At 33.0% G+C, this 21005-nt stretch carries 23 protein-coding genes and 1 rRNA gene; 5 read left to right on the top strand and 19 right to left on the bottom strand.

Translation table 11 applies throughout. The features are described from left to right. Positions 1–139 precede the first annotated feature (139 nt). The 8 genes from ABWU56_RS01250 to ABWU56_RS01215 all read right to left on the bottom strand — a co-directional run bounded on the left by ABWU56_RS01250 (position 140) and on the right by ABWU56_RS01215 (position 8506). Positions 140–1360 (bottom strand): tetratricopeptide repeat protein, encoded by a 1221-nt coding sequence (locus ABWU56_RS01250; RefSeq protein WP_353281629.1) that lies wholly within the window; start codon positions 1358–1360, stop codon positions 140–142. Beyond that, complete coding sequence (locus ABWU56_RS01245) at positions 1357–2088, bottom strand: hypothetical protein (RefSeq protein ID WP_264686922.1); 732 nt, start codon at positions 2086–2088, stop codon at positions 1357–1359. Before ABWU56_RS01245 ends, ABWU56_RS01250 begins: the two co-directional genes overlap by 4 nt. Continuing rightward, on the bottom strand, positions 2081–3310 hold the full coding sequence (locus tag ABWU56_RS01240) for a lipoprotein-releasing ABC transporter permease subunit (protein WP_264686921.1): 1230 nt from the start codon (positions 3308–3310) through the stop codon (positions 2081–2083). The genes ABWU56_RS01245 and ABWU56_RS01240 overlap by 8 nt, the downstream gene beginning before the upstream one ends. Before the next feature lie 116 nt (positions 3311–3426). Further along, the gene (locus tag ABWU56_RS01235; RefSeq protein ID WP_353281628.1) at positions 3427–4728 is read right to left on the bottom strand and encodes a sugar phosphate nucleotidyltransferase; all 1302 of its coding nucleotides are present in this window, start codon (positions 4726–4728) and stop codon (positions 3427–3429) included. 109 nt (positions 4729–4837) lie between these two features. Then, positions 4838–6085, bottom strand: coding sequence for a hypothetical protein (locus ABWU56_RS01230; protein ID WP_139686622.1), 1248 nt, complete (start codon positions 6083–6085; stop codon positions 4838–4840). A gap of 76 nt (positions 6086–6161) precedes the next feature. Beyond that, entirely contained in the window at positions 6162–6527 is a 366-nt protein-coding gene (gene sdhD, locus ABWU56_RS01225) for a succinate dehydrogenase, hydrophobic membrane anchor protein (RefSeq protein WP_064085698.1), read from the bottom strand. After that, on the bottom strand, positions 6524–6901 hold the full coding sequence (sdhC, locus tag ABWU56_RS01220; protein ID WP_010407125.1) for a succinate dehydrogenase, cytochrome b556 subunit: 378 nt from the start codon (positions 6899–6901) through the stop codon (positions 6524–6526). Before sdhC ends, sdhD begins: the two co-directional genes overlap by 4 nt. Before the next feature lie 102 nt (positions 6902–7003). Then, positions 7004–8506, bottom strand: a 16S ribosomal RNA gene (locus ABWU56_RS01215). Between the two features lie 153 nt (positions 8507–8659). On the opposite strand from ABWU56_RS01215, the gene ABWU56_RS01210 reads away from it, so the two are divergent. Next, on the top strand, positions 8660–9277 hold the full coding sequence (locus ABWU56_RS01210) for a hypothetical protein (protein ID WP_353281627.1): 618 nt from the start codon (positions 8660–8662) through the stop codon (positions 9275–9277). A 532-nt stretch (positions 9278–9809) separates the two neighbouring features. Here ABWU56_RS01210 and ABWU56_RS01205 read toward each other — a convergent pair. The 11 genes from ABWU56_RS01205 to ABWU56_RS01155 form a co-directional block, all read right to left on the bottom strand. Continuing rightward, complete coding sequence (locus ABWU56_RS01205) at positions 9810–9962, bottom strand: hypothetical protein (RefSeq protein ID WP_029237694.1); 153 nt, start codon at positions 9960–9962, stop codon at positions 9810–9812. A 24-nt stretch (positions 9963–9986) separates the two neighbouring features. Beyond that, positions 9987–10130, bottom strand: a complete 144-nt coding sequence (locus ABWU56_RS01200; protein WP_029237693.1) for a hypothetical protein — start codon at positions 10128–10130, stop codon at positions 9987–9989. Positions 10131–10143: 13 nt separating this feature from the next. Then, positions 10144–10290, bottom strand: coding sequence for a GDSL family lipase (locus ABWU56_RS01195; RefSeq protein ID WP_236607939.1), 147 nt, complete (start codon positions 10288–10290; stop codon positions 10144–10146). Positions 10291–10906: 616 nt separating this feature from the next. Continuing rightward, the gene (gene rpoD / locus ABWU56_RS01190; protein ID WP_264376177.1) at positions 10907–12805 is read right to left on the bottom strand and encodes an RNA polymerase sigma factor RpoD; all 1899 of its coding nucleotides are present in this window, start codon (positions 12803–12805) and stop codon (positions 10907–10909) included. 139 nt (positions 12806–12944) lie between these two features. Then, positions 12945–13247 carry a cation:proton antiporter subunit C gene (locus ABWU56_RS01185; RefSeq protein WP_010404276.1) on the bottom strand — a complete coding sequence of 101 codons (303 nt, stop codon included), beginning with the start codon at positions 13245–13247 and terminating at the stop codon, positions 12945–12947. Beyond that, positions 13244–13663: a Na(+)/H(+) antiporter subunit B gene (locus tag ABWU56_RS01180; RefSeq protein ID WP_010404274.1), complete on the bottom strand. Its 420-nt coding sequence runs from the start codon at positions 13661–13663 to the stop codon at positions 13244–13246. The genes ABWU56_RS01185 and ABWU56_RS01180 overlap by 4 nt, the downstream gene beginning before the upstream one ends. Further along, positions 13656–14180 carry a DUF4040 domain-containing protein gene (locus ABWU56_RS01175; protein WP_010404272.1) on the bottom strand — a complete coding sequence of 175 codons (525 nt, stop codon included), beginning with the start codon at positions 14178–14180 and terminating at the stop codon, positions 13656–13658. The genes ABWU56_RS01180 and ABWU56_RS01175 overlap by 8 nt, the downstream gene beginning before the upstream one ends. A gap of 11 nt (positions 14181–14191) precedes the next feature. Next, positions 14192–14464, bottom strand: a complete 273-nt coding sequence (mnhG, locus tag ABWU56_RS01170; protein ID WP_012481981.1) for a monovalent cation/H(+) antiporter subunit G — start codon at positions 14462–14464, stop codon at positions 14192–14194. Positions 14465–14470: 6 nt separating this feature from the next. Beyond that, complete coding sequence (locus ABWU56_RS01165) at positions 14471–14716, bottom strand: monovalent cation/H+ antiporter complex subunit F (RefSeq protein ID WP_010404268.1); 246 nt, start codon at positions 14714–14716, stop codon at positions 14471–14473. Positions 14717–14745: 29 nt separating this feature from the next. Then, positions 14746–15138 carry a DNA-directed RNA polymerase subunit omega gene (rpoZ, locus tag ABWU56_RS01160; protein WP_264682592.1) on the bottom strand — a complete coding sequence of 131 codons (393 nt, stop codon included), beginning with the start codon at positions 15136–15138 and terminating at the stop codon, positions 14746–14748. 60 nt (positions 15139–15198) lie between these two features. Next, positions 15199–15495: a helix-turn-helix domain-containing protein gene (locus ABWU56_RS01155; RefSeq protein WP_064085421.1), complete on the bottom strand. Its 297-nt coding sequence runs from the start codon at positions 15493–15495 to the stop codon at positions 15199–15201. An 862-nt stretch (positions 15496–16357) separates the two neighbouring features. Here ABWU56_RS01155 and purE point away from each other — a divergent pair. From purE to hflC, 4 genes are all read left to right on the top strand, one after another. After that, complete coding sequence (gene purE, locus ABWU56_RS01150; RefSeq protein WP_007302433.1) at positions 16358–16858, top strand: 5-(carboxyamino)imidazole ribonucleotide mutase; 501 nt, start codon at positions 16358–16360, stop codon at positions 16856–16858. Then, positions 16858–18687 (top strand): DNA mismatch repair endonuclease MutL, encoded by a 1830-nt coding sequence (mutL, locus tag ABWU56_RS01145; protein ID WP_353281626.1) that lies wholly within the window; start codon positions 16858–16860, stop codon positions 18685–18687. Before purE ends, mutL begins: the two co-directional genes overlap by 1 nt. Before the next feature lie 414 nt (positions 18688–19101). Continuing rightward, on the top strand, positions 19102–20127 hold the full coding sequence (gene hflK, locus ABWU56_RS01140) for an FtsH protease activity modulator HflK (protein WP_264375971.1): 1026 nt from the start codon (positions 19102–19104) through the stop codon (positions 20125–20127). A 2-nt stretch (positions 20128–20129) separates the two neighbouring features. Beyond that, entirely contained in the window at positions 20130–21002 is an 873-nt protein-coding gene (gene hflC, locus ABWU56_RS01135; RefSeq protein WP_010407101.1) for a protease modulator HflC, read from the top strand. Positions 21003–21005 lie beyond the last annotated feature (3 nt).

Raw genomic sequence — 21005 nt, 5'->3', positions numbered from 1 at the left:
TATATAACTGGTAATGTCTAAAAACAAGTTTTTTTGACATTGGAGTCAAACCTAACTAAGAAACTCACAGATTTACTGTTTTGAGATAAAGATTATATTAAAGCAATCTCGATGTAAAAGTATCACACCTTATGGAGTCTTATAATATAATGTAAATACAATTAAGACTATTGCAACTTGAGCACTTATAATCCCATTGCTTTAGCTCTTTATTACAATCAGCACATTTCCAACCTGGATCAGGCACAGCTTCTGAGTCCATCCTGTTTAACCAATAAATTGCTTGATCATACTCTTGCAACATAATCTTGAGCTGTACCATAACAAGGTAGATTGATATGTAATTAGCTTTTTTCATAGCAATATCTAAATGCTGACTTGCAAGATCATATTTCCCTAAGCTAATTGAAGACAAAGCAAGCAAGCAATAACTAAAATAATAATCAGGGCGTAAGTTATATAGTCTTTCAGCGCCTTTATTATTTAACTTGATATACATTCTAGCTGATTGAGGAGTAGGATTTACTCTATACTCTTCCTCTAATACTGTGGAAGCTTTTCTGATTTTTTCAAGCTTGATATATAATTCTGCCTTTAAATAATTGATGGGCTGAAAAGTTGCATAATAACTTTGTGCTTTAGCTAAATAATCTATAGCTTTGTAAAAACTTCCTTTACTTTCGTATTGCTTTGCTAAAGCGCAATAAAAAACCGCTAACATCTTTTTACGATCAAAGGGAAGAAAAATATTGAATTTGATAGCTTCCTTTAACTTTGAAATTGCATTTATCCAATCTTCTTGCAATATACAATGCTCTATTTGAAAGGGAATAGACAAAATTTTATCATTAATTGAACTAGAGCAATATTCTATAAATTTTTGAAAGACTAACCTTTCTTGCTTTAGGTGAATAATCAGTTTATTTATCAGAAGTAGAGCTAAGTTGCGATTTTTACTTGCAATACTCGTTAAATTATGGCTGAAAAAGCTGTAATTTCCCGTTTTACCTGAATTAAAGAGCTTTACTAAAGATAATTTATCACTTTCTTCATTTAGATTTTTAATTAGCTTATTGGTGTTCTCTATATTACCTAAGTCTAAGCTAAAGAAAGCTTCAAAGAGAAGCAATTCTTCCCTACTTCTTCTTCTATTTTTTATGTTAGCAAATGTTGATGAAATAGAAGAACAAAAACGTGCAACTGCAATCAATAAAAATAATAAGACTATGCAAGCAAGAATAACGAAATATAGATCAATACTTATAGTGTAATTGCCTAATTCCAATTTTATTACTTCACCACTTACCTTGATCCATATGCCAAATAAAAACGAAAAAGCAAAAATTATAAAATAAATCATGAGATGTATTGTAATAAGTGACGATATATTATTGAAGTATTCTTGAAAGCTACAATAAAATCATTCAATTTATTAAGCCATGGTTTGAATTCTGGGTATGTTAAGTCACTTATTGCGGTGGCTATGCTCTGCCAATCATTATCGCTTATTAATTCTTCAATTTCCGCAAGCTTTAACCTGAGTGGATCACTACGATCATCTATCTTTATCCAATTTGAAATGATTTTTTTAAACAAGTTACTTTTATTGTAGTTAATAACAGTCATGTTCTTCTCAAAAGACAATTTCAACCCGCGTAAAGTATCTACCTCTTTCAAATTTTCCAATTCATTTACTGCATTTTCTATCTCTGGATCGTCAAGCTCTGATATCAAAGGCTTTATTGAATTTATATGATTATCAAACTTGGCTTCTCGCAATAACGAATTCTTCATCTTAATCACAAGTAGCAGCAACTTTGCGAGGTTCTTATGCCTTAAACTACCATCACCTTGCTCACATTGAGTGTGCAGATTTCTCTTTAAGTCAAATATCCTTTTCTCTACCCTAGATTGATTCACTTCAAGCAATACTCTAAGTTCATCCATCTTTTCCGTTAAACCATTTATACTATTTTCACTTTCTTGCTGATTTATTTTGAAAAATATTATGTTATTTATTGCAATATGGCTAACAAATAAGAATATAATTAAGAACCAACCTATGCATTTTTTTCGAGTATCATTCATAACGTAATATCTCCGCTGGGTCTTGTGCAGCTGCCTGCAATGCAGGAGGAATTGTTGCTAAAAATGACAAGAACAATGCAAGTGCAGAAATGTTCACTACATCTTGAGAAACTAATATCACTGGCAAACTTGAAAAAAAGTATATCATAGGATCAAATAGCTTGATGTTGGTAATGTTTTCTAAAAACACTCTAATATTTTCAATGTTGAGAGAAAAAATAACTCCTATAACAGAGCCAAGACAAGTTCCTGTAAAACCAATTAATAGCCCACAAGCACAAAATATGCGCATAATGCTTCCACTTGTTGCACCAAACGTACGCATAATTGCAATTGCGGATTTCTTTTCTTGCACTATCATCATCAAACTTGAAACAATATTGAATGCTGCCACAACTATAATCAAAGTAAGAATTAAAAACATCACATTTCTTTCAGTTTTTAAAGCATTAACATAATGGCTTTGCTGAGATTGCCAACTTTCAGCTTTCATTCCTGTTTCTTCTACTATAGCATTTGCTAGCTTATTAGCCGCAGCAATATCGTCTATGAACACTTCTATATTTCTCACACTATCTTTATAATTAAAAAAAGCCTGAGCTGATTTCATGGGCATATACATCAAGGTATTATCGTACTCAAACATACCCATATCAAATATTGCTACAACTTTATATTCTTTCATTCTTGGCATTTCATCAAGCAATACATCAAATCCTTCAGGAGATACAAGTATAATATTATCACCATAATCAATATTCAAGGCTTCTGCCAATCGTGCCCCTATTATTACTCCTTCATCGAATTTTTCCACATTACCCACAATCACATTATTTGTAACGGTAGTGTTATTAAATAAGTCTTTAGCTGATACACCACGAACTACACTACCTGCAATTCCACCATTTGCTGCAACGATTACTTGATCATTGGTCATAGAAGTAGCTTTTAATACACCTGGGATTTTCTCAATAGATTTTAACACTGCGTGGTAATCTGAATTTATGCTTCTATCAAAGTAAACATTAATATGGCCATTAATGCCAAGTACAGAGTCGAGCAGCTTTGCTCTGAACCCATTCATTACAGACATTACTACTATTAGCGTTGCAACTCCAAGAGCAATACCAATAATAGAAAACAAGGCCATTATAGAGCAAAATCTAGAATTCTTTGCTCGCAAATAGCGAATAGCCATAGTAAATTCAAAGGCAATAGACATTATACTAAGATTTAAATATCATACTTTTTATGCTTCATATAACTGTAATTTTTCCTTTACCTCAAATTAGGTTGTCTAAATTTAGCAAGCTTATAGAATATATTCAATATTCTATATTAAGACCTTCCATATATATCGTCCGATCTTACTATATCATTATCAGATAAAAACTTTCCTACCTGAAACTCAACTATCTCAAGAGGAAATCTTGTACTTTTATTCTCAATTTTATGAAACACCTTCCTTGGAATCTCTACTACATGATTTTTTGTTATAGCATATGTTTTGTCATCTAAACTCACGCATCCAACCCCTGATAGTATTATATGGTACTCATCTCTATAGTGGTGAAATTGCTTAGAAGTGCAGCTCAGTGGATTTATAAAAAGGTATTTTATAAGAAAATCCTTACCCATTAAAATCACACTATAAAATCCCCATGGCTTAATCTCTTTCCTTGTTGGCTTTGCTTCTTTAACTTTATTAATGAACAACATTAGGCTCTTATTTTGCCGTTTATAAACTCTACCTAATAAAATCTTTTCATCATTTTCTGTCATCAAAACTGGCTCTCTTCCTTTTGTTACATGCTGAAATGAAACTAAATTCTCACTAAATCTCTTACTCAGTTCTAAAACTGAACTCCAAGTACCAATATCCATCCAATCAAAATTAGCTTCTACCATTGCAATATTTTCTGCTTTTTCTATCACTAGGTGATCAATAGATGTATCACCCATTCCTGCACAATTTTGCTGTTCTAAATACAGAAATCTCTCTCGTGGTACAAAATGCTTCATACTTTCACAACATAAATTATAGAGAGTCGGAGCAATTTTTTTTATCTCATCTATATAGCGTTTTGCTCTAAACACAAATATTCCAGAGTTCCAATAATGATTATTGTCCAGCTCATATTCAGGCTTTTCTATAAAGCTCTTTACTATGTGATATTTCCCTTTCTGACCATATACTGCATTTATATAGCCGTATTCCGAATTGAATTCATGAGGCTTTATCCCAAAAGTGACTATAGAGTCAGTTTCAGAGGCTAGCTTAGACGCTTTCTCAATAGAAACATAAAAACTATTCAAATCACCTATAAAATGGTCTGAAGGCAGAACTAAGATTGTCTCGTTCCTATCGCAGAGAAGCACAGCAATTAGTATTGCTGCCGCTGTCCCAATTTTAACTGGTTCAAAAACTACTTTATATTCCTGCAATGCATGTAATTCCTGCATCAATAATGACTCATATTGTATATTTGTGGTAATGATGGGTGGCATATAATCGCCTTTTAGCCTCAACAAAGTGTTGTGAAACATAGTATTCTGACTAAATATTTTCTGAAATTGCTTTGGCTTAGATAGAGGCCAAAGTCTGCTGCCACTACCACCACACAGTATTACAGGGCGCATTTAATTAAGATATTAATTATTTGATTAATATCTTATACTAACGGCAAAATGCATGCAAGTTTTTATTGTGAGATGATTAAAGTAAAAAGTAATTTAAAGTGATGGTTGACTACGAGCGTGATGGAGTCCCTACATTTCGTGATGAGTCTTGTCTTCTTTCTATCTCTCTATCAATATGAGGAGTGTTGCTTTTTTGATTAACGGCTGCAGCTACTTTTTCATCAGTTTTGTTTTGCAACTTTTCCTTTAAGCTTTCTCCAACACCTAGTTCTCTAGATTTATCTATACTTTCACTATTTTTGCTCAACCCCTTCTCTAAGTTTTTTTCAATATCTGATTTTCTAGCGTTAAGCTCTTTCCATGTACCCGCTATGCTAAGTGGCTTATGATCCTTCTGCTTCGGCTTTGGCCTTTCCCCATTTGTAACAACATTAAAGTCGCTTTTTACTTCTTTCCAACATTCTTTCAATTGGTGTTTCCACATAGTAAGATAAGCATCACCATACTTTTTCTCATTTGCTACAAACAATAAAATTGGAGCCTTAAGTATGGTAGCTCCCATATTCACTAAATTTTTTACTGCCATTGCAGGAGTGAACAAAAGATAGCCAAAAGACTTTGCAATTGGGTTTTGTTCGCTTATTAAATACTCCCCTAACTTTATAGGAAGAGAGGTCAACAATTTAGTACAAACTTTAGCCAAGCTTGTAGCAAAAACGATAGAAACAGATATAAGACTTTTATCTAGCTCTAGATTACCATCCTGATCTCTAATTTCTGAAAAATGGGTGCTTAGCTTCTTGTAATCACTAGCGTATAGTAATTTTCCATTTCTTCCTTTTTCATCTCTATCTTTCTCATCAACTTCTCCCGTGTCATCATTGATGAAGCAACCTTTTTTAGCAAGAAAAGAAGAATTAGTTAATCTAAGTAACTTAGTATCAACCTCAAAGACCGGCAAGTGTTTTTCAAGATCTATTTTTGAAAACTTAAATGGCTTATAAAATTTACTATAATCATTAACCTCACGCCTACCTTTACTAACTAAAAAGTCAATAGTAAAGTAAGATTTTTTATCAATTTCCTTAACCAAGGCTAGATCAAATTTGTATTCATTATATATAAGCTGGTACTCTGGATTTCCGTCTTTATCTTTTACAAGCTTGTCATTTTTTTTTACAACTCTCCCAGAATCTACAATCTGATCATAATTTTTTGGATATTGACACTTTCGTCCATCCTCATATATCATTACCTTTCTAAGGTCTTTGACATAAACTTGAGACTCAGATGAACTAAATAGATCCTTCACCTTTAGCGTAAGGTCTATTCCCCACTTTTTCAATGTCTCTAACATATTGCTAAACCAAAATCGCTATAGTTCAATAATAAAACTAGTACACTAATAATATATTAACATAGAACTGGCAACTTTACAAGAAAATATGCCTATAAAAGAAAAAAGTCGTAAAAGCAAGGACTATATAAGTAATGCTTGATAAGTATTTCATGCATGTAATTGTAAAAATCCTTAGAGGTACTCTGTCTATATAATCTTCACACACTACCTGCATTCCAAGAACTGCATGCCAAAAAATGCAAAACACCAGTATAACAAAAAACAAAAGCTCTAGTGGATGATTAATAGCCTGAAATAATTTTTCATTAAAAGATAAAGGGCTATCAACATAAAATGTGCAAGAAAATGAGTAAATAAACCAAGGAAATAAAAATAACAAAATCACCGCAGAAACACGCTGGATCCACCAATGATGTACTGAATTTACAGATTGACTCATATAAATATAAATAAAAAAGCCATAGTAGAAAGAAATAGCATTATTGTTAGTAATATAGCACTTTTTAAAACACTAGCAATTTCTAAATTAAGCCCAGCATCCCACAATAAATGACGAATACCATTAAGAAAATGATACATAAAGCTTACAAAGCATAAGATATAAGCTAATTTAGCAACAGGAGTGAACAATAATGCATTTAAGCACCTTACTATAATTAACTTAGGGGAGTAAACATATAATATAAAATACCAAGAAAGTATGATTAATAAAAGAAATAGCAAGATACCAGTCAATCTATGCATAATAGAAAAAAAACTAGTAACTTGTACTTTATATATTTGTAAATGTGGGGAAAGAGGCCTGTTACTCATAAAATTTCGTTATCGAGAAATTAAAAAATAAAGTAGAAGTAAAGACAGCAGTATAGTACATAATGACACTATTATTTGAAATGGTGAATTACGTACAAAGCCTAAGGAGGTAATCCAGCTGCAGATTCCCCTACTGCTACCTTGTTACGACTTCACCCCAGTCACTGATCCCACTTTAAATAACTCCTTCCTTGCGGTTAGGCCATTAGCTTCGAGTGAAACCAATTCCCATGGCGTGACGGGCAGTGTGTACAAGACCCGAGAACGTATTCACCGTGGCATGCTGATCCACGATTACTAGCGATTCCAACTTCATGTACTCGAGTTGCAGAGTACAATCCGAACTGAGATGTCTTTTAGGGATTAGCTTAGGCTTGCGCACCTTGCAGCCCATTGTAGACACCATTGTAGCACGTGTGTAGCCCACTCCATAAAGGCCATGATGACTTGACATCATCCCCACCTTCCTCCAGCTTATCACTGGCAGTTTCCTTAAAGTACTCAGCATTACCTGATAGCAACTAAGGATGAGGGTTGCGCTCGTTGCGGGACTTAACCCAACATCTCACGACACGAGCTGACGACAGCCATGCAACACTTGTGTAAAATCCGGCCGAACCGACCCTATCCCTTCGAATAGGTATGATTTCCATGTCAAGAAGTGGTAAGGTTTTTCGCGTTGCATCGAATTAAACCACATGCTCCACCGCTTGTGCGGGTCCCCGTCAATTCCTTTGAGTTTTAATCTTGCGACCGTAGTCCCCAGGCGGAATGTTTAACGCGTTAGCTGTAATACAGAAAGTAAACTTCCCATATTTAACATTCATCGTTTACAGCGTGGACTACCAGGGTATCTAATCCTGTTTGCTCCCCACGCCTTCGCGCTTCAGCGTCAGATTTGAACCAGATAGACGCCTTCGCCACTGGTGTTCCTCCTAATATTTACGAATTTTACCTCTACATCAGGAATTCCTCTATCCTCTTTCAATCTCTAGATTAATAGTTTTAAAAGCAATTCCAAGGTTAAGCCTCGGGATTTCACTTTTAACTTATTAACCAGCCTACGCGCCCTTTACGCCCAATAATTCCGAATAACGCTAGCCCTCTCCGTATTACCGCGGCTGCTGGCACGGAGTTAGCCAGGACTTCTTCTGTGAGTACCGTCATTATCTTCCTCACTAAAAGAGCTTTACAACCCAAAGGCCTTCTTCACTCATGCGGCATGGCTGGATCAGGCTTTCGCCCATTGTCCAATATTCCCCACTGCTGCCTCCCGTAGGAGTCTGGACCGTATCTCAGTTCCAGTGTGGCTGATCATCCTCTCAGATCAGCTATAGATCATTGCCTTGGTAGGCTATTACTCCACCAACTAGCTAATCTAATATAGGCTCATCTAATAGCAATAAATTTTCCCCCGTAGGGCGTATACGGTATTAGTTGCCGTTTCCAACAATTATTCCGTACTACTAGGTAGATTCCTATACATTACTCACCCGTCTGCCACTAAGTTATACCATAGCAAGCTACAATATAACTCCGTTCGACTTGCATGTGTTAGGCCTGCCGCCAGCGTTCATTCTGAGCCAGGATCAAACTCTCAAATTTAGACTTCAACCTATAAAAGGTTGAGGGTACATCGGATAAATCCGACAAAAAATAATTTAGCTTAATACTGCTGTCTTTATTTCTACTTTAGAAATATTTTAATCTCCAACTATTCAAACAACTCTAAGAATATTATTATGCGATATAATCACTATGTCAATATGTTTTTGCAAATCAAAAGCATTAATGTATAAATATATAACTATTTGGAATATTACCATGAAAAAATACATCTTTCTGCTTGCACTCGCGCCAATGTTAGTTGGCATCACATTATACTTATTGCGCAACATTGATAACACAAAACAATCTATAACTGCAGGTGACAAGTTTTACGAAGTATTATTCTTAAAAAAAGATAATAAGTCACTGCTAGAAGAAATAGATTCAAATTGGGAGTATTTAGCAAATTTTGAACGCGCATTCAATCATATCTCAGATTCAATGCCAACAGACACAGCATCTATTATTTATAATGATTTGGCAGACGATAAAGATGCTCCTGATGTTTTGCGTGAGTTAGCACAATACTTAGAAGTAATAAGCTTACTTCACTCCAGCGGTGAAAAAACAAATAGAGATAAAATTAGTAATTTAGAATCAAATGCAGTGTACCCTTATTCAAGCCAAGAAGCTATCGCTATAGTAAAGATACACAGTAACGACATTAAAGGTGCAATTGAAATATTGCATTCATTATTAAATGATAGAGAATGTCCGACTCTAATCAAGGCCAATGCACAAGAATTACTTCGGATATACGAAAACTAAAAAACTTGCTTGCATAACAATTTGGCAGCGCATCTGATGAAATAAAGAACTTTACTTGACAAACCTCCCTATTTTATTATGGCACTAAAAGTATTTATGACTCAAAATTTGTTTTTGACTGTAGGATCAATCACAAAATCCAGTAAAAACTTAGGTGTTTATTGGTAGATTACGTAAAATTATAGCGGTTTTTTAAATTTTTTCTATACTCAGCCAAGTCGCGCTTGTTAGAACATTATTACAGCACCACTTACAGTAATATAGAGTCAAAATTTCACTACTCAGAGGTTCCTTTTACCTTTTTATTTAGTAAGACTTCTCTATATTTATAGTTAATATATCAAAGAATAAACTTCACTCGCAGAATGTCATTCTAGCACTAAAATGACAAAAAGAGGATAAAATCGCAATAGCTATGTATCAAGCACCGTTGTATTTTCTCTATATTTTAGATTACTTTGTTTACCCCCCTCCCTTTACCATTCAGCTACGCAGATAGTTACTACAAACCGTAAAGATGTTTAAAAGAAATCTAATTTTTTATCAACTCATACATTTCATTACCAACTTCACAATAAGGTTCTGCAGTTGGATAAAAATAATCAAAAAAGAAATAATCCTTTAGTATTTCTGTGCTGCATCCAGAATTATAGTAAGTATCAAGCCTTCCTTTAAATATCAACAAGAGTATCTTTATACTTTTTCCAAATCACCCTCCCCCAAACTGGTCTACGATGTTTGATAGGTATGCATCTCGATCATTTAACCCTTTGCTCTTATATTTACCAAGCATACTTTTCATTTTAGAATTAAGATCGAATGCTTTTATTTCAAGATCTGCACCTTTCTTCATATAATCTAAATCATTAGCTAATTTTGTATTGAAACTCTGTGTAAGCTTTGCAGCCAGCTCTCTTGCTTTTCGTCTTTATTAAAGCTAGTATCAAACCAACCTCAGTCACATTTGCAACAATCACATGCTTTACACCATATTCATTTAGAACCAAATGCATTACATATTTCACTAACCGCTTTATTTCAATACTTTTTCTGCTTTAACATTGTTATAAGCAGTGGCACCCATAATATTATTTCCTCGATTATAATGAAAAATAAAATCTCCTTTACCTACGTCTGGATGATGTTTAATTACTGCGTTTAGCTGATTAACTAAACGAAATTTATTGAGGAAATAAGAAAAAATAGGGTTAAGAATTTCAGATGCTGTTGCATATAAAATCGCATAGTTATGACCTTACTGTTCATAGTATCGATCAAAAAATGAGCATCTCCATGATGACTTAAATTCTTCTAAACCTAAATACCTTGCTACATATTCAACAACAGTAAGGCCATTGCTAAAAATCCTCCTTAATAAAAAGGGGCATTAAGTTTCACGTTTCTTACAAAGGATAAGTTATTAAAATTTCAATAATTACACCATTATCAGATAAACTATCACCCAGAACACAAAAATTTTTACACTTTGAATTAGAGTTATTCTTTTCATTTGCCATAACATTCAATATCTAATCATATTGCTCTATGAAGCCTATAAAAAAAGAAAAATAGGGTAAAATTATAGAACTTTGGCTGAATTTTACCTATTTTTTGAGCAGCCCTTCTGCCTTAAAAGAAACCTCTAAGTTTTTTAGCACGGCTTGGATGTTTCAACTTACGTAGTGCTTTTGCCTCTATTTGCCTAATTCTTTCACGTGTAACATTAAAAATTTTTCCTACTTCTTCTAAGGTATGCTCCTTTCCATCTTTACCAAGGCCAAAGCGCATCCTTAGAATTCTTTCTTCTTTTGGTGTTAAAGTTGCAAGAACATTGGTCGTAATGCCACGCAAGTCGGCAAGTATTGCAGCATCCTCTGGTTTAGAAACTCGCTTATCTTCTATACAATCACCGAAGGTACTACTATCATCCTTTCCTGTTGGAGCTTCAAGACTTACTGGATCTCTTGCTATTTTCATAACTTTACGTATTCTTTCTATCGGCATTGCCAATTCTATACTTAATTCCTCTAATGTTGGCTCTCTACCCATTCCATGAGTCATCTTTCTTAATGCTTTATTGATTTTACTGATAATTTCCACCATATGAACTGGTATTCTAACTACTTTAGACTGTTCAGGTATTGCCCTAGTTATTGATTGTTTTACCCACCAAGTACCATAAGTCGAAAATTTATATCCACGTTTGTAATCAAACTTATCTACAGCCTTCATAAGACCAATATTGCCTTCTTGTATCAAGTCAAGTAGATCAAGTCCTCTTTTTGAATACTTTTTAGCAATTGAAACCACTAGCCTTAAATTAGCCTTTATCATCTCTTGCTTTGCTTCAGAGACTTCTCGTTCGTGTTTTTGTATTCTCTTGATTAGCTCCTTAAACTCTTGTACTTTATCTCCTTGTACATAACTCTTAATATTTCTTAAGGCACTAGCTATATATTCATAGTTATCGTTTATAAACCTTAAGAATTTATTTTTTAATTCACCTGTAAAAAGGGAATGATTTTCATTCTTCTTTAAAAGACTGATTTCGCTCAATTCGTGCTCTAAAAGCACAGCACAATAAATATTATAGAAACTTTCTCTATCAATATCGTACTTTCTAGCCTCAGTAATAAGATTAGCTTCTTCAAACGTGATTAGTCTATTTATTTCGTAAAGTTTTTGTGTAATTCTGGCAATAGCAGCATCACTAAACTGAATTTGTAATGCTACAGACCATATTTGATTATATAAATTTTCTAGCTCATTAGAGAAATCTTTAGAATTTTTTTTCAATACCAATGCTTCATTTGTTAAAGTAATGATCTCATCCAATGCTGTGATAACCTTTGGCAATAAATCACTTTCCATTTCAAGAACAGAAATGTTTAAATTCGCTGAACTTATATCTTCACTCTCATTTCCCTTTTCATCGTTGCCTTTTTCCTCATCATCAACATAATCTTTAACATCTTCAGCTTCACTTTCTTCTTTGGCTACCATATTGAAATCAGAGTTATAAATTGCATCTAGATTTATCATTTCTCTCAGCAAAAAAGTTCCCCCACTTAAATCATCACGCCATGTTTTGATCATGTTGAATGCCACTGATGTTTCAATTATTGCACGTAACATGTTATGCTTTTCAGATTCAATTTTTTTTGCTATCTTAATTTCATCTGCTCGTGACAAAAGCTTTACAGAGCTCATATCTTGTAAATAAATCCTTACTGGATCATCATTTTGCACTAAAGTTGTAGTAGTATTCAACGATGTCTCATCATCATCAAGCTTATTACCATCATCATTAGAAGGAGCTTCTTCCTCATCTTCACTACTTTCGAGTATGTTAATTCCAGAGTCTTGCAATAAAGCTATAGTATCATCTATAAAATCAGGTGGAAAACTTTCATCTGACAACTTATCATTTATATCATCAAAAGTGATAAAACCGCCCTTTCTTATACTTTTGGTTACAAGATCTTTGATGATCTTTTTCCTATCTTCCGTACCATTAATAGTTGACATCATTACCTTTACAGTTTATAATTTTATTTCTTATTTATCAAATAAACTTACAATTAGCAAGCTTATAGTTTTATTCTTAATTTATAGTTACTTGCTACTTCATATAGTTTAAGATACTGTCAATTTATTCACACTCTTCTTAATCAACTAATCTCTCCATTCTTACTACTATGGACAATCCAACTGAAAATGTTGCAATTCCAACCACTATAGCAGTAAGCATTAAGACGTGAGGTATAGGATTGGTATATAAGTGAAAATTTGAAGTCAATATAGGAGGTAAAGAACTTTTTACATACCCTAAAGATATGTAAAACAATAAAACAGATGCTTGTAAGACACTTAATCCCATCATTTTTTTGATTAAGTTTTTATCATTTACAATGATATAGAAACCTAGCACCATTAATATAGTAATGCCTACATAATTATATAGAGTCATTGTTTTTTCTTGCGAGCAAAATTTATATATATGATTAACATGGAAGAAGAGACGGTAAGCAATACACCCAGCTCCACTAAGAAAATACCCAATTTTTGACCTGTTCTACTATCAGCTGACAATATACTATAGGATAAAAAATTTTGGCCAAATAAAACTGTTATAATACCAGCTCCTCCATAGGTTAAAATACCTAGTACGTTAGTAAATTTGATAATAGAGTAAGGTATTGCTTTTAAAGTTGTAGGTATATCAAATAACATAGAATATAATATTATCCCAGAAGCAATAATTATTCCCGCCTGAAAACCTCCACCTGGAGTATAGTCACCATGAAACTGTATGTATAAACCAAACAAAATGATAAAAGGTATCATCAAAAATGTTACTGCACTTAATACCGGATCTTTAATCACTTTCTTTCTCTTCTAATATTAACATTATACAAAGTGCAGCAGTAAAAACTACTATAGTTTCTCCAAATGTGTCATAGCCACGAAAGCTTGCTAAAACAGCTGTCACTATATTAGGAATACCAATAGCTTTTTCAGTATTTTCTACATAATAAGGAGCAACGTGCAAGTGAACTGGAGCATTATGACTGCCAAAATCTGGTAATTGAATCATAAAGTATGATAAACATGCAGTCAAAAATAACATAAAAAAAAGTGTTGTGGGGCTATGAGATAAATTTGCTTTGTAATTCTTTACCAAAGAGAGTGCTGCAAACGTAAAGACTGTGCTCAATCCTGCACCAACAGAAGCTTCAGTAATTGCAACATCTGGCGCATTCATAATCAAGTACATAAGTGCAATAAGTGAACTAAATACACACATTAGAACAGCACTTACAACCAAATGTTTCGAAAGAACTATAAAAACTGTAACCGTGAGTAACAGCAAAAGTAATATTAGATTCAGTATTTCTAGCATCTTAACCTTCTTTAATAGTCTTTACTTTTATAATAAGTACGCGCTAAAATATAACTGTTAGTTGAATTGGCTATCCATATTATAAAAATCAATAATATAACTTTAATAGTATTGATTGAAAATTCATTTTGCCAAGCAAAACCAATCAACAACAACATTGCGCCACTAGAATCTGCAATACCTGCAGCATGTAGTCTAGTATAGAAATCAGGAAATACTACTACTCCTACGCTTGAAATGACTATTAAACAAACACCTAAAAATATGAGAATGGATGCTACCATAAATTATCAAAACAACATTAATCTCATTAGCGCTATAGTTGATATAAAGCTGATGCTAGCATATAGTAATGCTATATCAATTAAAAAAAAATCATTCAGAGTAATCGATATTGCTGTTATGAGTAAAACTACTTGTGTTGATAAACTATTGAATGCTAAAATCTTATTGTACACATCACTTGACCTAAATACTATACAACATAACATTACACTCATACAGAACAAAAGCGCATAGATAGCAATACTAATCATTTATAAGCTATTATAACCTCTGCAGATTTCTAAATCGGTACTTCTTCACCACTATCTTGATCATCTATTTCATCATCGTGGCTTTCTTGACTTACATCCAGACTTGTGTTAAGTTGATGATCAGAAAAATTTAACAAATTTGCTAGCTTACTTGGACTATTAATATAAGTATTATCTGTGTTTCCTTTCATGTGCTCCTTGCACCTTTTCACCAAAAGGTTAAACAACTCATGAGTATTCACCTTCTTTTCTGCTATTTCATATAAAGAAACTATCGTATCCTTATGATCTTTAAACTTAACCATTTCAACGGGATCGCTTGCCCCTGTACTCAAATCATGCGTTCTTTGACTTGCTAGCAGAACCAATTTAAAACGGTTGTGTACCTGTTCTACACACTTTTCTACAATAGACTCAATCATAAAATACTACCTTGATAAACTTTATACTATATCACAAAAAATAAGATGTCAACTTCGGATCTATTGAGATCCAATTCTACATTCTACTTTTTCTTCTTTAGCTTTTACTGATTGATTTTCTGTTATTGTAATTGTTATTTCATGATCAAGCTTTTTCAAAAAACCTAACAGTCTCTCTAAAGAAAAACCACTTGTCTTACCACTTTTAATTTGTGACACCTTTGGTTGATCAATACCAAGTTTCTCAGCCGCACAAGCTTGAGTCCAAGTATTTTTTCCTATAATTTTACTTATTATGCTCAGCAATTTTTTTTTTATTGCTTCACTATCCAGATTGTTTAATGATATTGTTTCCATAATTTTTACTCTCACATACCAACTAGCTTTATTAAATATTATATCATAATATTTAATATACCAATATATTAATATTATATAATTTGTCAATAACTATAATGATATACTGATACTCAAAATTTTAAATTGACTATAATTTTTATCAAAATACTAGTAATTTCAAACTATTATTTTGTAAAAAACTTACTATTAAAGAGAATAAGTTGAAATTGCAAAGTTTAAAATACAGAAATAATCATTTTACAAACTCGTTTTAGAGACTGTACATGATCTCAAGAAAGGAATAAAGCAGGAGATAGAGTATGTAAATCATGAAAACAGAGCAAGATGAGTAGGAGAAAAACTGAGTAGAGTTCTGTAGAAAGAAACAAAATCAAGAAGATTTAGGATATATTTTACATAGTGTTACAGGTCCTAAAAAGTGGCTTCAGTGAATCAACAATGTTTTCAAAATGGCAAGATTATTTTAATAAATGAAGTAAAAAACATAGCGAAAGTAAAGAAAGTGTTTTGAAACATATATAAAAAAGTAATTGCAAAGAAACAAATAAAAGGATGTAACTGTAGAAATCTTTGCCGTATTGTCAAAAGGTAAGTCTCTAATACTCTTATAGAAAAGTGTAGACAATTGTGATAAGCAAAATTCAATACTAGCTTACAAATCGTCTTCTTGCTTCCACCGCTTTGCTTCTAAAAAGATTATGAATAGACCCTTATATCCGAAATTTATACCTCTATATTTTAATATAGGGATTCATTTCAATTTTTAAAGTTTCTATTTAATAAGAATGCTATATCATATTCGTAATTTAATTTAAATATCTGTTGCTTCTGAAATACTATTTGGTTAGTAAATAAAATCATGTCTAATACAGAAAAAATGAAAAAGGATGTTGCTGTAATTATGGGAAGCGAGTCGGATTATGGCACTATGGTGCATGCTATTAACCTATTAAAAGAATTGGAAATTTCACATGATGTATTTATAATATCCGCACACAGAACACCAGAGAGACTCTTTAATTTTACTAAGTCTGCTCAAGAAAAAGGCTTTAAGGTTATTATAGCTGGTGCAGGAGGAGCGGCTCATTTACCTGGTATGACTGCATCGCTTACTTATTTACCTGTTATCGGTATTCCTGTGCATAGCAAGCAATTAAATGGGCTAGATAGTCTATTATCTATAGTGCAGATGCCAAAAGGTGTTCCAGTTGCAACAATGTCTATAGGAGAGAGTGGAGCATGCAATGCCGCTATTACTGCTGCATCTATATTGTCGATTTCTAATAGTGAAATTGCAGATAGATTAAAAAAATGGAGAGAGGGGCAAACTAAAGCAGTAAAAGAAAAACCAACATTATAATGGCAATAGTTCTTTTAGATACAAAAACCATAAATCGTATAGCAGCAGGAGAGGTAATAGAAAGGCCTGCAAGTGTGGTAAAGGAATTAGTGGAAAATGCAATAGATGCCAGAAGCTCAGAGATAGAAATTAAGATAGAAAGTGGTGGGCGTAACCTCATTACTGTAATCGATGATGGTAGCGGAGTAAAAAAGGATGATTTAGAACTTGCGTTTATGCGCCATGCTACTTCAAAATTGAGTGACAGTGAATTGATAGAGATCAAGCATCTTGGCTTTAGAGGAGAAGCTTTGCCTTCAATTGCAGCAATAAGCAGAATAAAATTATCATCTAAGGCAAGCAAAGCAGATCAAGCATGGTCTATAAGGTATGAGGGGGGAGAAAAAATAGGAGAGCTTGTTCCTTATCCTTTATCGATAGGAACATATATTGAAGTACGAGATTTATTTTTTGCCACACCAAATAGACTAAAATTTCTCAAAACCGAAAGGGCAGAAACACAAAGCATTGTTGATATTGTAAACAACTTAGCAATGATCAATTATGGAATTGAGTTTACTCTTATCTCCGATAATAAGAAGCTTCTTAAGTATGCTAAGCAAACCTCATTATTTAGCAGGCTATGCGAAGTAGAAGAAGAATTTCATGAAAACTCTTTGCAAATTAGTGAAGAAGAAGATGGCATTAGACTTACAGGATACATCTGTAAACCTACTGTCAATCGTAGCAATTCAACTCAGATCTATACATTTGTTAATGGTAGACCAATTAAAGATAATCTACTTATTGGTGCAATTCGTTATGCGTATCACGACCTTATTCCAAGCAATAGATATCCTTTTGCAGCGCTGCACTTAGAGATACCGTATGATCAAGTTGATGTAAATGTGCATCCAAATAAATCAGAGGTAAGGTTTCAGAACAAGAGGCTAATATATGAAATAGTGAGAAGAGGGCTAATAAAAGTGCTATCAAAGAGAATAGATCTTGCAGAAACTGTATTGGCCCAGAATGGAACAACAACGAATCATCTATCATCAGATCCTTTTAGTAGGTCTAGTCTTAAAAATGAATTTTATGGAAGAAGGTCGGATCCTTTTGAAAACCAGTTAATGAGAGAATTTACTTCTCCAAATATAGAGACAAAAAGCTTATCAGAACATTCAAAATCGTTTGATTATACTGGTATGCAAAAATCTCCTCCACGAGCAGAAACTACAATTTTGGAAAGGAAACAAACCGATCTAATAAGGGACTATCCACTTGGGTTTGCACACTGTCAAATCTACAATACTTATATTATTGCCGAGGTAAGAGACAAACTAATTATAGTAGATCAGCATGCAGCCCATGAAAGACTAGTATACCAGTGCTTAAAGGAGAAATCAAGTATAAAAAGACAAAAACTTCTTTTGCCTGAAATGGTTGAAATCAAAAGTCAAGCCGGTATGGAAATGATAGAAGTTTATAAAGATAAGCTTTTCGAAATGGGCTTTGATATCGAAATTAAATCAGAAAATGCGATCATAGTAAAAGAAATACCTGCAATCTTAGGGTCAATAGATGTGAAGAAAATGCTAATTGATATAGTGGATAGATTAATAGAAATAGAAGATACTCTACCTATAGAGGATAAAATAAATAAAATACTAGCTACAATTGCTTGTCATGGATCAATTAGAGCAGGTAGAAAGATGAAATTAGAGGAGATGAATGAGTTGTTGAGGCAAATAGAAAAAACACCATATTCTGGACAATGCAATCACGGAAGACCAACCTATATAGAAATGAAATTAAGCGATATTGAAAAGTTATTTGAGCGAAGGTAAGAAATTGTCACAAATGTGTATAGATTATACAACCCTAGTTTCGTCATCTCAAAACTCAGATACACAATTGTTCGAACATTGCAATTTGCAGGTAATTTGTATAGTAGATAATGTCATTCTATTACTTGACGATGATTTATTATGCAGCTACTTGATTAAAATTAAGTTTCCTAAATCCCAGGCATTGTCTTTTATGTTAATAATTAATATACAACTAAAGATACTTATCAAAAACGACAATAAAGAATTCAAAAAAAGCCAGAAATTCTGTAGAATTGACCATATCATATAGAGAAAAAGGAAGTGTATGATCACATCCTTCACTCCGATCATTAATCTGCAAACAAAATAGTTTTGCATTTTTTGATAAGATTAAGTAATATCAGCGTATTAGTTATACAATTAATAATTTTTATGGATGAGCGTAATCCTTGGAATCTTGGAAAGAAACCGTCAGGTTCAAGTAATGAAGATATTTTAAGTAAAGCTGTGTCTGATATAAGATGCTTTTTTAATGGCTTAACCAGAAATAGAGGGAAAAAACCTTATTTCATCATTTTTATTGTTTTGTTGTTTTATCTTTGTACTGGTTTCTATATTGTCCATCCGAGTGAGGAAGGTATAGAACTTACTTTTGGCAAATATTCCAATACAGAAACATCTGGTTTGCGTTATCACTTTCCCTACCCTATTGGTAAGGTTTTTAAAGTAAATGTTAAAGAAGTAAATCGTGAAGAAATTGGGATAAGCAGCTCTTATGGGCGAGATACAGATCGTGGTGAAGGAGTGATGCTTACCGGAGATGAGAACATAGTCAACGTTAACTTTGAGGTCCAATGGAGAGTCAGGGATGCTAAAGATTATTTATTCAAAGTGCGGGATTATAAACCTGGTTTTAGCGTTAAAAATGCTGCTGAAAGTGCTATGAGAGAAATAATAGGTAAGAATACGATCTCTTTTGCACTCGAAGGTCAAGGCAGAGCTGAAATTTCCAGAGATACTATAATTTTATTGCAACAGATTCTTGATGGATATCAAATGGGTATAGAGATTTTATCCGTTCAAATGAAAAAAATCGATCCACCAGAAAAGGTGATTAGCTCATTTAGGGATGTACAAAGTGCTCGCGCAGATAAGGAGCGTACCATAAACGAAGCATACGCTTACAGTAATGATATTATACCTCGTGCAAAAGGTGAAGCAATAAAGATAAAATTAGATGCAGAAGCATACGAGAATGAAATAATAAATGAAGCAAAAGGTAATGCAAATCGCTTTTTATCTCTTTACGAAGAATATAGACAAAATCCTTCTCTTGTTAAGAATCGTATTTATCTTGAAACTATGGAAAATATTTTCAGCAAGGTAGATAAGTTTGTTATAACAGACGATCTGAAAGGTATGTTCTCTTATTTACCTCTTACAAATTTAGGAAAATAGCCATGAGTAGTAATATAAAAATTGTTTTTGCTTTTATATTTGTTGTATTATTGATTGCCTTATCTAATTCAATCTTCGTTGTTCAAGAAACAAAACAAGCAATAGTTATACAACTCGGTAAAGTCGTAAAAGATGTTAGGGACAGTGGTTTATATTTTAAATTGCCATTTATAAATAACGTAGAATTTCTTGATAAGAGAATTTTAGATTTAAGTCCTGATAAAACTCCAAGGGAAGTGATAACTGCAGATCAAAAGCGTATTATAGTAGATGCTTATGCAAAATATAAAATAATAGATCCTATTACTTTTTATCAAACTGTGAAAAATGAATCAGGGCTAGTTAGAAGATTATATCCTGTCATAGAAGCTCACATAAGGGAGAATATAGGAAGATTTTCATTAATTAGTTTGTTGAATGAAAAGAGATCAGAAGTTATGCAATTAATTCAACGTGGAGTTTATTCTGAAGCTGGAAAATTTGGCATAGAGATAATAGATGTAAGAATTAAGAGAGCAGATCTACCAGAAGAAAATAGTTCTGCAATATTCCGCCGCATGCAAACTGAAAGAGAAAAGGAAGCAAAAGAAATTAGAGCAGAAGGAGAACAAGCTGGACAAGAAATTAGATCAAAAGCTGATAAATTAAAAAGGGGAATTGTCTCTAGTGCAGTAAAAGAATCACATGAAATAAGAGGCCGTGGTTATGCTGAAGCAACTAGAATCTATAATGAGGCATTCAAGGTTGATGAAGAGTTTTTTAACTTTTATCGCTCTATGAAAGCTTACAGTAAATCATTTGCTGAGGGTAATACTAAATTTGTGCTTTCACCAAATAATAATTTCTTAGATATTTTGAACAAGGGATGGAAATAGTTT

Source organism: Wolbachia endosymbiont (group B) of Horisme vitalbata (assembly GCF_964028625.1).
In the GTDB taxonomy this organism is placed as follows: Bacteria; Pseudomonadota; Alphaproteobacteria; order Rickettsiales; family Anaplasmataceae; genus Wolbachia.
Note: the sequence above shows the minus strand (reverse complement) of the source record. Positions and strands in the feature narration are given on the sequence as shown.

Coding starts and splice junctions, on each gene's coding strand:
- ABWU56_RS01195 (WP_236607939.1), bottom strand. CDS start 10,290: ATGCATTTGGTTCTAAATGAATATGGTGTAAAGCATGTGATTGTTGCA.
- ABWU56_RS01210 (WP_353281627.1), top strand. CDS start 8,660: ATGTCAATATGTTTTTGCAAATCAAAAGCATTAATGTATAAATATATA.
- ABWU56_RS01230 (WP_139686622.1), bottom strand. CDS start 6,085: ATGTTAGAGACATTGAAAAAGTGGGGAATAGACCTTACGCTAAAGGTG.
- ABWU56_RS01175 (WP_010404272.1), bottom strand. CDS start 14,180: ATGCTAGAAATACTGAATCTAATATTACTTTTGCTGTTACTCACGGTT.
- rpoD (WP_264376177.1), bottom strand. CDS start 12,805: ATGTCAACTATTAATGGTACGGAAGATAGGAAAAAGATCATCAAAGAT.
- mnhG (WP_012481981.1), bottom strand. CDS start 14,464: ATGGTAGCATCCATTCTCATATTTTTAGGTGTTTGTTTAATAGTCATT.
- purE (WP_007302433.1), top strand. CDS start 16,358: ATGTCTAATACAGAAAAAATGAAAAAGGATGTTGCTGTAATTATGGGA.
- hflK (WP_264375971.1), top strand. CDS start 19,102: ATGGATGAGCGTAATCCTTGGAATCTTGGAAAGAAACCGTCAGGTTCA.
- ABWU56_RS01235 (WP_353281628.1), bottom strand. CDS start 4,728: ATGCGCCCTGTAATACTGTGTGGTGGTAGTGGCAGCAGACTTTGGCCT.
- sdhC (WP_010407125.1), bottom strand. CDS start 6,901: ATGAGTAACAGGCCTCTTTCCCCACATTTACAAATATATAAAGTACAA.
- ABWU56_RS01240 (WP_264686921.1), bottom strand. CDS start 3,310: ATGTCTATTGCCTTTGAATTTACTATGGCTATTCGCTATTTGCGAGCA.
- hflC (WP_010407101.1), top strand. CDS start 20,130: ATGAGTAGTAATATAAAAATTGTTTTTGCTTTTATATTTGTTGTATTA.
- ABWU56_RS01245 (WP_264686922.1), bottom strand. CDS start 2,088: ATGAATGATACTCGAAAAAAATGCATAGGTTGGTTCTTAATTATATTC.
- ABWU56_RS01250 (WP_353281629.1), bottom strand. CDS start 1,360: ATGATTTATTTTATAATTTTTGCTTTTTCGTTTTTATTTGGCATATGG.
- mutL (WP_353281626.1), top strand. CDS start 16,858: ATGGCAATAGTTCTTTTAGATACAAAAACCATAAATCGTATAGCAGCA.
- ABWU56_RS01165 (WP_010404268.1), bottom strand. CDS start 14,716: ATGATTAGTATTGCTATCTATGCGCTTTTGTTCTGTATGAGTGTAATG.
- ABWU56_RS01185 (WP_010404276.1), bottom strand. CDS start 13,247: ATGACTCTATATAATTATGTAGGCATTACTATATTAATGGTGCTAGGT.
- ABWU56_RS01155 (WP_064085421.1), bottom strand. CDS start 15,495: ATGGAAACAATATCATTAAACAATCTGGATAGTGAAGCAATAAAAAAA.
- rpoZ (WP_264682592.1), bottom strand. CDS start 15,138: ATGATTGAGTCTATTGTAGAAAAGTGTGTAGAACAGGTACACAACCGT.
- sdhD (WP_064085698.1), bottom strand. CDS start 6,527: ATGAGTCAATCTGTAAATTCAGTACATCATTGGTGGATCCAGCGTGTT.
- ABWU56_RS01200 (WP_029237693.1), bottom strand. CDS start 10,130: ATGAAGAAAGGTGCAGATCTTGAAATAAAAGCATTCGATCTTAATTCT.